The 15169-nt window shown below is 74.1% G+C and carries 15 protein-coding genes and 1 tRNA gene; 3 read left to right on the top strand and 13 right to left on the bottom strand.

The features are described from left to right. The first annotated feature begins 176 nt into the window (after positions 1-176). A complete protein-coding gene (locus tag ACGWYJ_RS11935; RefSeq protein WP_395105961.1) occupies positions 177-584 on the top strand; it encodes a DoxX family protein in 408 nt (135 codons plus the stop codon). 4 nt (positions 585-588) lie between these two features. Here the strand turns inward: ACGWYJ_RS11935 and ACGWYJ_RS11930 are convergent, their stop codons facing one another. Further along, positions 589-1044: a DUF6069 family protein gene (locus ACGWYJ_RS11930; protein ID WP_395105960.1), complete on the bottom strand. Its 456-nt coding sequence runs from the start codon at positions 1042-1044 to the stop codon at positions 589-591. A gap of 99 nt (positions 1045-1143) precedes the next feature. On the opposite strand from ACGWYJ_RS11930, the gene ACGWYJ_RS11925 reads away from it, so the two are divergent. Further along, a complete protein-coding gene (locus ACGWYJ_RS11925; RefSeq protein WP_395105959.1) occupies positions 1144-1584 on the top strand; it encodes a MarR family winged helix-turn-helix transcriptional regulator in 441 nt (146 codons plus the stop codon). On the opposite strand, the gene ACGWYJ_RS11920 is transcribed toward ACGWYJ_RS11925, so the two are convergent. The 11 genes from ACGWYJ_RS11920 to ACGWYJ_RS11870 form a co-directional block, all read right to left on the bottom strand. Then, positions 1581-2336, bottom strand: a complete 756-nt coding sequence (locus ACGWYJ_RS11920) for an ABC transporter ATP-binding protein (protein ID WP_395105958.1) — start codon at positions 2334-2336, stop codon at positions 1581-1583. The genes ACGWYJ_RS11925 and ACGWYJ_RS11920 overlap by 4 nt on opposite strands. Further along, a complete protein-coding gene (locus tag ACGWYJ_RS11915; RefSeq protein ID WP_395105957.1) occupies positions 2309-3067 on the bottom strand; it encodes an ABC transporter permease in 759 nt (252 codons plus the stop codon). Before ACGWYJ_RS11915 ends, ACGWYJ_RS11920 begins: the two co-directional genes overlap by 28 nt. Beyond that, a complete protein-coding gene (locus ACGWYJ_RS11910; protein ID WP_395105956.1) occupies positions 3064-4011 on the bottom strand; it encodes an aliphatic sulfonate ABC transporter substrate-binding protein in 948 nt (315 codons plus the stop codon). Before ACGWYJ_RS11910 ends, ACGWYJ_RS11915 begins: the two co-directional genes overlap by 4 nt. 106 nt (positions 4012-4117) lie before the next feature. Beyond that, on the bottom strand, positions 4118-4774 hold the full coding sequence (locus ACGWYJ_RS11905; RefSeq protein ID WP_395105955.1) for an HAD-IA family hydrolase: 657 nt from the start codon (positions 4772-4774) through the stop codon (positions 4118-4120). Next, a complete protein-coding gene (rpe, locus tag ACGWYJ_RS11900; protein WP_395105954.1) occupies positions 4771-5433 on the bottom strand; it encodes a ribulose-phosphate 3-epimerase in 663 nt (220 codons plus the stop codon). The genes ACGWYJ_RS11905 and rpe overlap by 4 nt, the downstream gene beginning before the upstream one ends. A 13-nt stretch (positions 5434-5446) precedes the next feature. Beyond that, positions 5447-6448 carry a phosphatase PAP2 family protein gene (locus tag ACGWYJ_RS11895; RefSeq protein ID WP_395105953.1) on the bottom strand — a complete coding sequence of 334 codons (1002 nt, stop codon included), beginning with the start codon at positions 6446-6448 and terminating at the stop codon, positions 5447-5449. Positions 6449-6560: 112 nt separating this feature from the next. Further along, positions 6561-8003 carry an RsmB/NOP family class I SAM-dependent RNA methyltransferase gene (locus ACGWYJ_RS11890; RefSeq protein WP_395105952.1) on the bottom strand — a complete coding sequence of 481 codons (1443 nt, stop codon included), beginning with the start codon at positions 8001-8003 and terminating at the stop codon, positions 6561-6563. Beyond that, a complete protein-coding gene (fmt, locus tag ACGWYJ_RS11885; RefSeq protein WP_395105951.1) occupies positions 8003-8947 on the bottom strand; it encodes a methionyl-tRNA formyltransferase in 945 nt (314 codons plus the stop codon). Before fmt ends, ACGWYJ_RS11890 begins: the two co-directional genes overlap by 1 nt. Positions 8948-8952: 5 nt before the next feature. After that, positions 8953-9498 carry a peptide deformylase gene (def, locus tag ACGWYJ_RS11880; protein ID WP_285694032.1) on the bottom strand — a complete coding sequence of 182 codons (546 nt, stop codon included), beginning with the start codon at positions 9496-9498 and terminating at the stop codon, positions 8953-8955. A 66-nt stretch (positions 9499-9564) separates the two neighbouring features. Continuing rightward, a complete protein-coding gene (locus ACGWYJ_RS11875; protein WP_395105950.1) occupies positions 9565-11406 on the bottom strand; it encodes a hypothetical protein in 1842 nt (613 codons plus the stop codon). 31 nt (positions 11407-11437) lie between these two features. Then, entirely contained in the window at positions 11438-13567 is a 2130-nt protein-coding gene (locus tag ACGWYJ_RS11870; RefSeq protein WP_395105949.1) for a primosomal protein N', read from the bottom strand. Between the two features lie 80 nt (positions 13568-13647). On the opposite strand from ACGWYJ_RS11870, the gene ACGWYJ_RS11865 reads away from it, so the two are divergent. Then, a tRNA-Trp gene (locus ACGWYJ_RS11865) sits at positions 13648-13721 on the top strand. 59 nt (positions 13722-13780) lie between these two features. On the opposite strand, the gene metK is transcribed toward ACGWYJ_RS11865, so the two are convergent. Then, complete coding sequence (gene metK / locus ACGWYJ_RS11860; RefSeq protein WP_395105948.1) at positions 13781-14974, bottom strand: methionine adenosyltransferase; 1194 nt, start codon at positions 14972-14974, stop codon at positions 13781-13783. Between the last annotated feature and the right edge of the window lie 195 nt (positions 14975-15169).

Here is a 15169-nt window from a genome sequence, read left to right as displayed (position 1 = left end):
ATTCCCCGCCGCATGTGACGAATGCCACGATCACGCACCCTGTCCCGCCAGCATAGTCAACCAAGCGACCGCTTGGTAGTCCTGATGGCCGATCATTCAATGTTCAATGATCTCTGGGAGGGGTAGGAAACGATCGCCTGAAGGCGCCTTGACACTCGATCCCCCCGGAGGTGGTCATGGACGTCGTCGTTCTGATCGGGCGCATCCTCTTCACCACCGCCTTCCTGATGGGCGGGCTCGGACACCTGACCGCCACGCAGGCGATGAGCGGGTTCGCCGCGAGCAAGAAGATCCCGCGGCCCACGCCGGCGGTGCAGGTGTCCGGCGTCTGGATCCTGCTGGCCTCCGTCCTGCTCGTCCTGGGCGTGTGGCCCGATCTCGCCGCGCTGATGCTGGTCGTGTTCCTGCTGGCCACGGCGTTCCTCATGCACGACTTCTGGACGCTGCGGGACGAGCAGGCCAAGCAGATGGAGCAGATCCAGTTCACCAAGGACCTCTCCCTCGCGGGAGCGGCCCTGGCCCTGTTCGCGGTCTACGCCATGGACCCCCACCCGGGGCTGAACCTCGTGGGACCGCTCTTCTGAGGTGTCACCGGGGGCCGCGTGCCGTCCGCCAGAAGCCGAGGATCAGAGCGGCCCCCACCACCACGTGCATGAGCGCCAGCACGGCCTTCGTCGCCCCCGTCGCCTGCACTTGGAGGATCGGCGTGAACGACAGCAGCAGGACGGCCACGGCGACCACCGTCCAGACGGTACGGGCGCGGGCGGCGGCGAACCGCTCCAGCGCGGCGAGGAGGGCCCAGCCCGCCAGCGAGGGCACGATCGCGAAGACCAGCACCGGCACGATGTCGACCTCCGTCGCCCCCCGTCCCGGCTGCCGCACGGCCAGGTCCTGGTCGAACACCGTGCGGGCGACCAGCCACACCACCACCGCCGCGAGCACCGCCGCGGCCACGGCGAGCGCCCTGCCGAGGCGGCGGGCGCCGGCCGCGCCCTCGCGGACGTCCTGCGATCTCGACACCATCGCGTCCTCCACATCCTTCATAGTGAACATTATTGATGACCTCAACTATTGAGTCACTCTAGGGGTTATTCTTGAGGACCTCAACATTCAGGGCGCACCAGCGCTGCCTATGATCGAAGGATGAGCGCCGTTCCCGCAGCCGGCACGACGAGCCGGGAGCTGATGGACCTGGTGTTCGGCATCGCCACCCGCGTCCGGGACGGCCTCCAGGAAGCGCACGCCGACCTCGGCCTGCCGCCCGTCCAGGCGCAGGCGCTGTCCACCCTTGGCGAACCCGTCCCCATGCGGGAACTGGCCAACAGGCTGGCATGCGACGCGTCCAACGTGACCGGCATCGTGGACGGCCTGGAAAGGCGTGGTCTGGTCGAGCGCCGCCCCGACCCGCGCGACCGGCGCGTCAAGCAGCTCGTCCTCACCCCCGAGGGCGAGCGGATGCGCGACACCCTGAACGCGCGCGTGGACAGGGTCGCGGCCAAGGTCTTCGACCTGCCTGAGGCCGACCGGAAGGCCCTCCGCGACCTGCTGGCCCGCCTGGTGGACGCGCCCTCGCCACGCCGCTAGCGCGGCGCGCCCCGCAACTCCTCCGCGTCCCACGCCACGCCCTCCGCGGGGACGCGGAGCAGGGTCAGCAGCTTGCGGCGCAGGGTCGCGAACCCCGGCGTGTCCACCGCCCGCGACCGGCCCAGGTCGACCTCGATGGACTCGATGATGTGCCCGCCGTCCAGGACCATGAGCCGGTCGGCCAGCAGGATCGCCTCGTCCACGTCATGGGTCACCAGGAGGGCCGCGAAGCCGTGCAGGGCGCGCAGCCGCCCGAACAGGGCCTGCATCTTCAGGCGGTTGAGGGCGTCCAGAGCGCCGAACGGCTCGTCCATGAGGAGCAGTTCGGGCTCGCGGATGAGGGCGCGGGCGATCGCCACCCGCTGCGACTGGCCGCCCGACAGCTCCGCGGGCCACGCCCGGCCCCGGTCGGCCAGGCCGACCTCGGCGAGCGCCGAGGCGGTACGGGACGCGGCGTCCTTGCTGCGGACGCCCAGGGCCACGTTGTCGGCCACGCGCTTCCAGGGCAGCAGGCGGTGCTCCTGGAACACCACGGCGCGGGACTCGGGCACCTTCACCGTGCCCGTCGCCTCGTCGTCCAGCCCGGCCAGGATGCGCAGGAGCGTGCTCTTGCCCGAGCCGCTGGCGCCGAGGAGGGCCACCACCTCGCCGTGGCCGATGGTCAGGTCGACGCCGTCCAGCACGACGGTGTCGCCGAACGACCGGCGGACGCCCGCCGCCTCCACTACGAGGCCTGAAGACCGCGCCGCCATGACAGCAGCCTCCTCTCCCCCATGCGCAGGGCCAGGTCCGACAGCAGCCCGAGCACCGCGTACACCAGCAGGCCGAGCACCACGACCTCCGTCTGGGAGAACTCGCGGGCCTCCATCATCAGGAAGCCGATACCGCCCTCCCCATTCACCTGCTCGCCGACCACCAGGCTGAGCCAGCCGGCCGCGAACGCCAGCCGCACCCCGAGGAACAGGGACGGCAGCGCGCCGGGCAGCACCACGTGCCGGACCCGTTCCAGCCAGGTCAGGCCGCAGGTGCGGGCGGCCTCCACCAGCCGCTCGTCGATGCCGCGGATCCCGGCGTAGGTGTTGAGGTAGATCGGGAAGAAGGCGCCGAGCGCCACCAGCGTGACCTTCAGCGACTCCCCGATGCCCAGCCAGATGATCAGCAGCGGCACCAGCCCGAGATGCGGCAGCATCCTGGCCATCTGCACGGGCGGGTCGACCAGGTCGTCGCCGAGGCGCAGCAGGCCCGCCACCGCGCCCAGCACCAGTGCCAGCGTGCCGCCGATCACGAGCCCCAGCACGGCGCGCCGCAGCGAGTCGAGCAGGGAGCCGCCGAGCGTGCCGTCCGCGGAGAGCCGCCAGGCCGCCTCCAGCACCGTGCTCGGCGGGGACAGCTTGTCCGGCGGCAGGACGCCCGCGCGGGCCGCGCCCTCCCAGAGCACCAGCAGCACGACCGGCGTGGTCAGGCGGCGCAGCCGGGCGCTCACTCGAAGACCGCCGAGTACCGGTCGTCCACCCGTCCGGCGATGTCCACCTTGCCGGGGATGAGGTCCAGCGCGGTGAACCCGTCCGCGATCTTCTGCAGCTCGGCGCCGATCGAGGCGTCGACCGGGGCCGGCGGCTGCGCGCTGCGGGCCAGCGCCCGGTCCGCGACGTCGGCGGGGATCTTCAGCTCCGGGGCCAGGATGCGGGTGCGCTCGGCCGGGTTGGCGATCCCCCAGTCGGTGACCTGCCGGTAGGTCTTCAGGAACGCCTCGATCCGCTGCGGCTTCTCCTTCAGCGCCTTGGGCGAGACCAGGATGTACTCGCGGTTGTTGGCCAGCCCGCTCGCGTCCGCGAGGATCGTCACCCCGGGCCGCTCGGCCAGCGCGAAGTAGGGGTCCCAGATGATCCACGCGTCGATCTGGTCGTTGTCGAAGGCGGGCCGCCCCTCGGCGGGCTTGAGGTACCTGACCTTCACGTCGTTCATCGTCATGCCGTTGGCCTCCAGCAGCCTGACCAGCAGCCAGTGCACGTTGGAGCCCTTGTTGAGCCCGATGGTCCGGCCGCGCAGGTCCTGGAACGACCGGAAGCCCTTGCTCTCCTTGACCAGGACCGCCTCGCCCTTGGGCACCGGCGCCGAGGTCCCGACGATCGCGAAGTCGATCCGGCCAGCGGCGGCGAAGATCGGCGGGGCCTCACCGGTCTGCCCGATGTCGATGGAGCCCGCCTTCAGCGCCTCGGTCAGCGCGGGGCCGCTCTCGAACAGCGACCAGGTCGTCCCGGACGCGGCGGACCGCGCCTTGACCAGGCTCAGCCCGCCGAACCTCTGGTAGCCGACGCGCAGCGTCCCACCGGACGACCCGGCCTCTTCGCCACCCCCGCACGCGGCGAGCCCGCCGCAGCCGAGCACCAGCAAGAGACCGGCCAGTACGGCCGTGATTCGACGCATGTTCACGCTCCTTGCCGAACAGAGATCGGCAGCAGCATATAGGACAAATCCGACCGTTTGACTAGGGATCAGGCGCGGCGAACGTCACTCCGGCGGCGCGGCCGGATCAGCGCCGGCGGTGCGTGCAGACGTGCAGGGCGTCGCGGGTGGCGGTGACGGCGGTGAGGTCGGGGATGATCAGGTCGGCGCCGGCGAGCCGGGCGGCGTCATGGCTGGTGGTCAGGGCGAGGACGGTGGCGCCCGCGGCACGGCCCGCCCGGACCCCGGCGGGCGAGTCCTCGACGACGACGCAGTGGCGCGGATCGGCGCCCAGGCGGCGCGCGGCCAGCAGGTAGCCGGACGGGTCGGGCTTGCCCGCCTCCACGTCGGACGCCGTCACCGCGACCTCGGGCAGCGGGATCCCGGCGGCCCGCGACCGGGCCTGGAGCTGGGCGGCGTCCATGGAGGTGACCATGGCCCAGGGCAGGCCGTTCATCGCGGAGAGCAGTTCCCGGGCGCCCGGGGCCGGCAGGACGCTGGAGACGTGGTCGGCCTCGATGGCGCCCAGCCGTTCGGCGGCCTCGGTCACGCGGTCGGGCGGGAGGAAGTCGGCGACGCTGTCCTCGGTGCGGCGGCCATGGGTGACGGCGAGGTAGGCGTCGGCGTCGACACCGTACTCGGCCGCCCACACCCGTGCCGCCCGTTCGACCAGAAGCATGGAGTCGATCAGGGTGCCGTCCACGTCGAACAGGACGGCGGGGCACGGGAGGGTCAGCGACGTCACGTGGCGGCGGCCTTCTCCGCCTGCGTGCGCAGCGCGCGGACCGCCGCGGCGGGATCGTCGGCCCCGTAGACGGCGCTGCCCGCGACGAACACGTCCGCGCCCGCCTCCGCGCAGCGTTCGATGGTCTCGGCGCTGACGCCGCCGTCCACCTGCAACCAGACCGGGCGGTCGCCGATCAGGGCGCGGGCGCGGCGGACCTTGGGCAGCACGACGTCCAGGAACCTCTGCCCGCCGAAGCCCGGCTCCACGGTCATCAGCAGCAGCATGTCGATCTCCCCCAGCAGATCCTCGTACGGCTCCACCGGCGTCGCGGGGTTGATGCCCAGCCCGGCGCGGGCCCCGGCCGCGCGGATGGCGCGCAGCGTGCGGATCGGCGCCTTGGCGGCCTCGGCGTGGATGGTCACGCTCCCGGCGCCGACCTCGGCGTACCGCGGTGCCCAGCGGTCCGGGTCCTCGATCATCAGATGGCAGTCCAGCGGCAGCGCGCTGGTCTTGAGCAGCGCCTCCACCACCGGCAGCCCGATGGTCAGGTTCGGCACGAAGTGGTTGTCCATCACGTCGACGTGGACCCAGTCGGCGTCGTCGGCGATGGCGGCGACGTCGTCGGCGAGCCGGGCGAAGTCGGCGGACAGGATGCTGGGTGAGATCTGCTGAGCCATGATGCGGCCGAGTCTATTGCCGGACGCCCGTATCTTCCGGGGGAGGTCCCCCGGACCCCCCGAACGGCTTCGCCCCCCTGCCGGGACGTCCCTCACCCGGCCGGGTGAGCACGCGGGGGGTGCGCCCGGCGAGCCCCAGGCGGATGAACGCCTCCGGGGCGCCCGCCGCCACCCACACGCCGAGCACGGCCTGGACGATGAACGCCGGCACGGGATTCTCGCCCAGGAACAACCCGGCCGTGAAGATCACCAAGCCCCCGGCCACGCCGACGGGGATCCGGGCCAGCCGCCGCCACACCGCCCCGCCGGGCTCGTACCCGACCAGCCGGTTCGCGAGGGACAGCCCCGCCAGCAGGCCGCACAGCCCGCCCGCCGCGGCGGCGCCCTCGGACAGCGAGATCGGCTCCAGGCTGCCGCCCGCCTCGACGATCCTGCGCGCCCAGCCCGCGGGCCAGCGCCAGCCGTCCAGCGGCCGCATGGCGGCCCACATGGCCACGACGAACGCCAGCCCCGTCGCCAGGCTCAGCCCGAGCTGCTGGGCGAGGGGACGCCGCGTCCACCACGGCACGACCCGCGGCTCGGCCCACAGCACGACGCCCAGGAGACCGGCGCCGATCAGCCATCCGGTCACGACCTGTCCCGGTGAGTGGACGCCGAGCACGATCCTGGACACGCCGATCAGCGCGACCACCGCGGCGGCCGCGGCCCACGGCGCGCTCCGGCGGGTCCACGCGGCGAGGAGCCCCCAGAACACCGGCGCGTTCTGGGCGTGCCCCGAGGGCATGCCGAACGAGTCATGGGGCTCGTGCCCGGTGACCGAGTGGTCGGTCCAGAACGGGCGGGGGTCGTGGAACAGCAGCTTCAGCGTGACGTTGACGGCGGCGCTCACCAGCAGCGCCACCGCCAACCGCGCCCCCTGTACGCGGTCCACGCACCAGTAGACGAGCACCAGGACCGGCACGTAGAGGCCCGCGCTGCCGAAGAACGACACGACGTGCATGGTGTCGGTGAGCACGGATCTCCCTACGCGTCGACCGGCGGGCGCCCCCGGCGCCCCACGAGCGCCACCGAGATTACTGAGCGCTACCGGCTCGACGTCTCCGCAACACGCAAAGGTTCCCGGGCGCTCACCCGCCCGGCGCGTCACCCTTCCTGAGCAGGGCGAGGAACATCGCGTCGGTGCCGTGCCGGTGCGGCCAGAACTGGGCGTAGGGGCCGTCCCCGAGGCCGGTGAGCCCCGGCGCCAGCCCGGCGAGCACGGCCGGCGAGCCGAGCCGTTCGACGTCCTCGCGACCGCGCAGCACGTCGTCCACCACGACCCGGGTCTCGGCGATGTGCGGCGAGCACGTCACGTACGCCACCACTCCCCCGGGCCGCACCGCGTCGAGGGCGTGCCGCAACAGGTCGCGCTGCAACGGGCCGAGCTCGGCCACGGACTCGGGGCCGCGCCGCCAGCGGGCCTCGGGGCGGCGGCGCAGCGCGCCCAGGCCGGTGCACGGCACGTCCAGCAGGACCCGGTCGAACGTGCCGGGCCGCCAGGCCGGGACGCGGCCGTCGGCGACGACCACCCCCGCCCGGTCGTCGACGGCGCGGCGCACCAGCGTGGCACGCTGCGGCTGGACGTCGGCGGCCAGCAGCCGGGCGCCGCGCCCGGCGGCCAGGCCCGCCAGCAGCCCCGCCTTCCCGCCGGGCCCCGCGCACAGGTCGGCCCACCGCTCGTCGCGCCCCTCGACGGGCACGGCCGCCAGCGCCAGGGCCACGAGCTGGCTCGCCTCGTCCTGGACGGCGGCGCGGCCGTCCCGCACCGCGTCGATCGCCGCCGGGTCGCCCTCGGGCAGCACCGCCGCGTACGGCGAGTACGACGCGGGCTCGGCGCCCGCCTCCAGCAGGTCCGCGACGGCCGCCCGGCCGGGACGGGCCACGAGCGTGACGCGGGGACGCCTGTTGTCGGCCTCCAGCAGGTCCTCGATCTCACCGCGGTCGGGCCCCAGGGCGTCGCGCAGCGCGCTGACGATCCACGCGGGGTGGCTGTGCGCGACCGCGAGGCGGGCCGTCTCGCCGCCGTGGTCCGGGACGACGATCGCGAGCCAGCCGTCCAGGTCGCGGGTGGCGACCTTGCGCAGCACCGCGTTGGCGAACTTGGCCTGCCCGGGACCGGCCACCGAGCGCGCCAGGTCGACGGCCGTCCCGACGGCGGCGTGCGGCGGGATGCGGGTGGCCAGGATCTGGTGCGCGCCGAGGCGCAGCACGTCCAGCAGCGGCGGGTCGATACGGCGCAGCTCGCGGTCGCTGCACAGCGCCAGCACGGCGTCGTAGGTGCCGCGGCCGCGCAGCGTGCCGTAGGTGAGCTCGGTGGCCAGGGCGGCGTCCCTGCCGGTCAGCCCGCGGTCGCGCAGCCGGGACGGCAGCAGCAGGTTGGCGTAGGCGTCGCGGGTCTCCACGGCGCGGATCACGTCGAAGGCGGTGCGGCGCACCAGGTCCTCGGGACGTCCGGTCCGGCGCGGCCCGGGCGGCCTGCGGGTGCGGCCGGGGCGCCCGTGGCCGCCTCGGCGGTTGCGTGCGGGAGGCATCAGACCAGGACGTCCTCACCGGTGAGGGCCGCGCCGCGCGTCCAGTCCAGCGCGGACATCCGCCGCCTGCCCTGCGGCTGCACCTCGCCCAGCGCGACGGGATGGGTGCCGGTGCCGACCAGGACCTCCTTCTTGGAGGCGCGGATCCGCCCCGGCTCCAGCCGCTCGCCGCCGAGCGCGCCGCCGTCCGCGGCCGGGCGGACGGGCCCGAGCTTGAGCCGTTCGCCGCGGAACGTCGTCCAGGCGCCCGGCGTGGGCGTGCAGGCGCGGATCAGCCGGTCGATGCGCTGGGCGGGCGCGGTCCAGTCGACCCGCGCGTCCTCGGTGGTGATCTTGGGGGCGTGCGAGACGCCCTCCTCCGGCTGCGGGCGGGCCTCCAGCACCCCGGCCTCGATCCCGTCCATCGTGTCGCGCAGCAGCGTGGCGCCCGCGACGGCCAGCCGCCCCAGCAGGTCCCCCGCCGTGTCGTCCGGGCGGATCGGCTCGGTCAGCACCCCGTACACCGGCCCGGTGTCCAGGCCCTCCTCGATCCGGAAGGTGGCCGCGCCGGTCACGTCGTCGCCGTGCAGGATCGCCGCCTGGACGGGCGCGGCGCCGCGCCAGGCGGGCAGCAGCGAGAAGTGCAGGTTCACCCAGCCGTGCCGGGGGATGTCCAGGGCCGCGCGCGGCAGCAGCGCCCCGTAGGCCACCACCGGGCAGCAGTCGGGCGCGATGGCGCGCAGCCGGTCGAGGAACTCCGGGTCACCGGCCTTCACCGGCTTGAGCACCTCGATCCCGGCCTCCCCGGCGCGCCGCGCGACCGGGCTCTCCCTCAGGCCGCGGCCCCGTCCCGACGGCGCGTCGGGGCGGGTCACCACCGCGGCCACCTCGTGCCGCGGCGACTCCAGCAGGGCCTCCAGCGACGGGAGCGCCGTCTCCGGCGTACCGGCGAAAACCAGCTTCACGGGTCTCAGATGGCCTTTCCGAAGGTGCGGTGCGGGGACTCCTTGACCACGGGCGCGGGCTCGCCGAACCACTCGGCCTCGCGGATCGCCTTCATCGCGGCCTTGCGCTGCTCGGGGTCCATCCGGTCGATGAAGATGATCCCGTCCAGATGGTCGGTCTCGTGCTGGACGCAGCGGGCCAGCAGGTCGGTGCCCTCCAGCGTCACCGGCTCGCCGTACATGTCGAACCCCTTGGCCACCGCCCGCACGGCGCGGGGCGTGGGGAAGGCCAGTCCGGGCAGCGACAGGCAGCCCTCGTCGTCGGTCTCCTGCTCCTCCGACAGGTCCAGGGTGGGGTTGACCAGGTGCCCCAGCCGGTCGTCCACGTAGTAGGTGAACACCCGCAGCCCCACGCCGAGCTGCGGCGCCGCGAGCCCCGCCCCCGGGGCGTCGATCATCGTGTCGGTGAGGTCCTTGACGAGCTGCCGCAGCTCCTTGTCGAAGTCCTTGACGGGCTCGGCCGGAGTGCGCAGCACGGGATCGCCGAAGAGGCGGATGGGCTTGACGGCCAACGAGGACTCCGTTTCCTGCCAGGGACGCCGGTCGTGGGTCCGGACGCTCGGGATCGATGGTCCAGTCTACGAAGGTGATCGCACCGACCGCGCCTTGTACGCGGCGGTGCGGGCGGCCTTCGCGATCGCCCGGTCGGGATGGTGGGCGCCGAGCGCCGCCAGCACGTCCACCACCCCGGGATGGTCGGCGCGCCACATCTCCTCCACCATGCCGGTCAGGTCGGCGCCCGCCGGGGCGTCGGTCACGGCGGCGGCGACCGCGTCGCGCGGCTCGGCGGTCTCCAGCATCCCGGCGACGGTGTCGACGAACAGCCACAGGTAGTCGTCGCGGCCGAGCCCGCCGCCGTCCGTGCCCTCGGCCAGCCGGTCGAGCCAGAGCACGGCGTAGGGGCGGACGGGACGCTTTCCGCTCGCCTCGCGCACGACGCCGGCGGCCTCCGGCCCCACGCGCTGCAGGACGGCGGCGGCGAGGTTGCGGGCGCCGGGGCCGCCGGTGCGCATGACCTCCAGCAGCTCGCGGGCGGCGGCCTCGGCGTCCCGTCCCTCCAGCCAGCCGGTGATCTCCTCGTCGGCGGTGTCCTGGCGGTGCCAGGTGAGCCCGGACACCAGCGCGGCGGCGGGCGCGTCCGCCAGCTCGCCCACCACCGGGGCGGCGAAGCCGTCGGCCAGCAGCAGCTCCCGCACGGCCCACACGCCGAGCGGGGTGAGGACGTGGCCCTCACCGGCGCCGTCCAGCACGCCCCAGCGGGTCAGGTCGTCGATCTCCAGGGCCAGCGCCGCCGCGACCGCCTCGGACAGCTCGGCGGCGTCGCCGGCCTCGTACGCCTCCATGACATGCCCGGCCAGCAGCTCCGCCAGCTCCTCCCGCGGGGTGGGCGCCTCCTGCTCGTACAGGTGGATCAGCACCCCGGTCAGCTCGTTCTGGACGAGCCGTACCGCGTCCAGCCCGTCCTTGGGATCGTGGCCGGGCACCGCCACCCCGTCGAACACGCGTACCCAGACGTCCAGCATCGCCGCGTCGTCGGGGCCGTCCAGCACGCCGTGGTTCGGTCCCGGCGCGGCCGTGCCGCCGGTTTCGGCGATCACCCCGGCGTCCACGGCGGCCCACCAGAGCCGGTCGAGCTCGGGCAGGTCCGCCTGGCTCTCGACCTCCGGGGAACGCCTCGGCGTGGCGAGGCCGAGGGACTCGGCCGCCGCGACCGCGTCAGCGGCGCCCAGATCTCCGAACTCGTCCACGGGACGCCCGCCGTCCGTCCACGCCGCCAGGGCGCGGACCTCCTCGGTCAGCGCCGACGCGCGCGCCGCGGCGGCCACCTCGGCCTCGGGCGCCAGGCGCACGGGCGGGACGATCCGCTCCTCGGCCTCGCGCAGGTACTCCTCGGTGCGCGCGTACCGCTCCTCCTCGGGCAGCGCCTCGAAGTCCCGCACCCACCGGTCGACCGCGTCCTCGTCGTCCACGGGCACGCCGTCGGCGACCATCATGCCGGTGATCAGCTCGGCGGCGGCGCGCCGCTCCTCCCCGTCCGCCGCCGCGACGATCTCCTCGAACTCGGGGACGAGGCGGTCGAGCGCGTCCTCCAGCGCCGCGGCGGCCTCGGCGGTGACGGCGCCCGACTCGCGCAGGTACGCGAGCAGGGAGCGGGCGGCCCGCACGACCTCGGGCGCCTCCTCGCCGTCCGCGACCACGGACTCGGGGAAGACCTCCAGCATCAGCCGGCGCAGCAGATCCGGGGTCAGGTCCGCGGCGCCCGGAAGGCCGAGCTCTTCGCGGGCCAGGTCGAGCAGCAGCACGATCCCCCGCACGTCCACGGCCTCCGCGCCGCCCTCCCCGCCGCCCTCCGCGGCGTCCCGCGCGTCCGCCCAGCGGCGCAGATCGTCGGCGACGGCGTCCACCCAGTTCTCGGCCACCCGAGAACCTTAGTGGCTCGCCGGTGGCGGTTCAGATGAGTTCGAGCGGGTCGATCTGCACCCGCACGGGATCGGGCGCCTTGCGGGCGCTGCGTATCCCCTGCGCCGCCTGGAGCGCCTTGCCCAGAGCCGCCCCGGCGGCCCTGGGCACCCTGACGAGCGCGCGTTCCCTGCCGGCGTCCCTGTCGGCTTTTCTGTCGGCTCTCTGGTCGGCGCCGTCCCGTCCCGCCAGCGGGACGGGGCCGAGGATCTCCGCGCCGTCCGGGAGCCTGGCGTGGGCCAGCAGGTCCCTGATCGCCGCCGGTGTCCCGGTCAGCGACGCCATGCGGACGGCCGGGGGGAACCCGGCGTGGCGGCGGTCGGCCAGTTCGCGCTCGGCGTAGGTGATCGGGTCCCAGCGGAGGAGCGCCTGCGCGGGCGGCAGCCCGCCGTCGGCGGAGACCACCAGGGGCGCGGACGGCCTCAGCAGCGCGGCGGCGTTCATCCAGCGCCTCAGCGTCTCCTCCCCCGCCCTCAGATCGGCCCTGCCCAGCAGCACCCACCCGTCCAGGAGCAGCGCGGCCGCATAACCCTCACCCTCGGCGACGGGCTCGGCCCCTGGAGTGGACACCACGAGGGCCGGTGCCTCCCCCACCCGGTCGAGCACCGCGTCCTTACCGGACGTGCGCACCGGCACTCCCGGGAAGGCGCGCCCCAGCTCCTCGGCCGTACGCCGCGCACCGACGACGACCGCCCGCATGTGGCGGTGGCCGCACTCGGGGCAGTGCCAGTCACCCGCGATACGACCGCACCACCGGCAGTACGGGGCGGCATGGGCCGACCTCAGCGCGAGCGGCCCCTGGCATGCCTCACACCGGGCCGGGGTGCGGCACCGTACACAGGCCAGGCCCGGCAGGTAGCCGCGGCGCGGAACCTGCACCAGGACAGGCCCCTCCTCCAACGCCTGCCGCGCCGTCTCGAACCCGATGTGGGTGAGCCGTGCGGTGCGGGCCGCGTTGTCCTTGGCGACCTCCGCGTCATCCCCTACCGGACGCACGCGCGGCATCGACCGGCGCACCCGATTCCGTTCGGCGGCCAGGGTGTGGGCCCAACCCGACTCCACAAGCTGCGTCGCCTCGGTTGTCCGCGTGAACCCCCCGATCAGGGCCCCGGCGCCCGCCCTGTGCGCGCGCAACGCCAGCACTTCACGCGCGTGCGGGTAGGGGGCGTGCGGCTCGGCGTGGACGTCGTCACCGTCGTCCCACAACACCACCAGACCCAGGTCGGCGACAGGGGCGAACATCGCCGCCCGCGTGCCGACCACCGCCCGCACCCTGCCCCTGCGTACGGCGAGCCACCGCCGGTAGCGCTCGGCCGGGCCAAGCTCCGCCGTGAGCGCGACATGCCGCCGACCGCTCCCCCCAAGCTCCTCGGTCAGCGCGGCATCGACGCGATCGACGTCCCGTCCGTCCGCCACCACCACGAGCGCGCCCCGCCCGCCCGCGAGCGTGGCCGCCACCGCCCGCGCGATCGCCGCCGGCCACTCGGGACCGGGCAACGCCGTCCACACGGCGCGCGGCGCACGGCCGTCCTCCAGCGCCCTCAGGAACGACCGGCCCGCGGGGTAGGCCGCCCACGGCCCGGGACCCCCGGGCTCGGGCGGCTCCTGTGACCACGGCCCTTCGTCCGGTTCCGCCTCCACCCGCGCGTGGCGGGGCGGCACGGCGAGCCTCAGCACGTCGGCGAAGGTCCCCGCGTACCGGTCGGCCACCTCCCTGGCCAGCGCGGCGATCTCCGGTGACAGCACGGGCTCGGACGAGGTGACCCGCTCCAGGAACGACAGCCGCCCCTCATGCGCGCTCTCGGCCACCCGGTCGAGCACGAGCCCGTCCACGAGCTGCCCCGCGAACCGGACCCGCACCCGGCACCCGGGCACCACCGTGTCGTCCATCGCCGCCGGCACGTGGTAGTCGAAGGGCCGGTCAAGGTGCGCGAGCGACACGTCCACGGCGACCCGCGCCACCGGCAACCGCGCGGCGGGCTCCTTGGCCCCCTTCTTCTTTCCCGCGCCCTTCTTGGGAGAGGTCCCGGACCCGCCGGCGGGCACCCGGGGCACGTCCCCCAGCCCCGGGATCACCCCGGGGCCGGGATCGGACTCCCCTGGCCCGCCGTCATACGTCACGTCCCCCGTCCTACCAGACCCGCCGGACACCGCAGAAAGGCTCCAGAAGAGAAGGCTCCAGAAGATAAAGTGCCCACCGTTAGGTCGTAGCGCAGAGGTCGTCGCGCCCGGACCCACATCCGGGAGGACGCCGGTTCGATTCCGGCCGGCCTACCCCGTGCGCACGCGAAGGCCCCGGAGACGCCCGCGTCTCCGGGGCCTTCGCCGTTCCGGTCAGAGGCCGGCGGCCTTCGCCAGGTCGGCGGCGCGGTCGGTGCGCTCCCAGGAGAAGTCCGGCTCGGGACGGCCGAAGTGGCCGTACGCGGCGGTCTGGGAGTAGATGGGGCGGAGCAGGTCCAGGTCGCGGACGATCGCGGCGGGACGCAGGTCGAACACGTCCAGGACGGCCTGCTGGATCTTCTCGGCCGGCACCTTCTCGGTGCCGAAGGTCTCCACGAAGACCCCGACCGGGTGCGCCTTGCCGATCGCGTAGGCGACCTGCACCTCGGCGCGGTCGGCCAGCTCGGCGGCCACGATGTTCTTGGCCACCCAGCGCATCGCGTACGCGGCGGAACGGTCGACCTTGGACGGGTCCTTGCCGGAGAAGGCGCCGCCGCCGTGCCGGGCCATGCCGCCGTAGGTGTCGACGATGATCTTGCGTCCGGTCAGGCCCGCGTCGCCCATCGGCCCGCCGATCTCGAACCGCCCGGTGGGGTTGACCAGCAGCCGGTAGCCCTCGGCCGCCAGGTCGAACTCGGCCAGCACCGGGTCGACCACGTGCTCCTTGATGTCGGGGGTGAGCAGTTCCTTGAGGTCGATGTCGGGGGCGTGCTGCGAGGACACCACGACGGTGTCCAGGCGCACCGCGCGGTCGCCGTCGTACTCGATGGTCACCTGGGTCTTCCCGTCGGGACGCAGGTAGGGCACCAGGCCGCTCTTGCGCACCGCCGACAGCCGCTGCGCCAGCTTGTGCGCCAGCGTGATCGGCAGCGGCATCAGCTCGGGGGTCTCGCGGGTGGCGTAGCCGAACATCAGGCCCTGGTCGCCGGCGCCCTGGCGGTCCAGCTCGTCGGTGCCCTCGCCCTCACGGGCCTCGTAGGCGTCGTCCACGCCCTGCGCGATGTCGGGCGACTGCGCGCCGATGGACACCGACACGCCGCAGGAGTGGCCGTCGAAGCCCTTCTTGGACGAGTCGTAGCCGATCTCCAGGATCTTGTCGCGGATCACCCCGGGGATGTCCACGTAGGTCTCGGTGGTCACCTCGCCGGCCACGTGCACCTGGCCGGTGGTGATCAGGGTCTCGACGGCGACCCGGCTGCCCGGGTCGTCCTTGATCATCGCGTCGAGGACGGCGTCGCTGATCTGGTCCGCGATCTTGTCCGGGTGTCCCTCGGTGACGGACTCGGAGGTGAACAGGCGGCGAGACACGTACGTGAACTCCTTGCAGCGGCTGCTGACTGATGTCGCAGGGCGGACGGTGGATGACGGCACCCGGCGGGACCCGCCGGACCGTGTTTTACGCCGGGACGCGGCCGGTGGGCGGCTCGGCGTGCCGCAGTCTACAAGTGACGTCCGCGACGGCCGGACGGGACCGGAACCGCCGGGACCCTTTCGGACCTTACC

This window comes from Actinomadura sp. SCN-SB, assembly GCF_043906805.1.
In the GTDB taxonomy this organism is placed as follows: Bacteria; Actinomycetota; Actinomycetes; order Streptosporangiales; family Streptosporangiaceae; genus Spirillospora.
The sequence above is the reverse complement of the archived record's forward strand: the minus strand, read 5'-3'. Positions and strand labels throughout refer to the sequence as shown.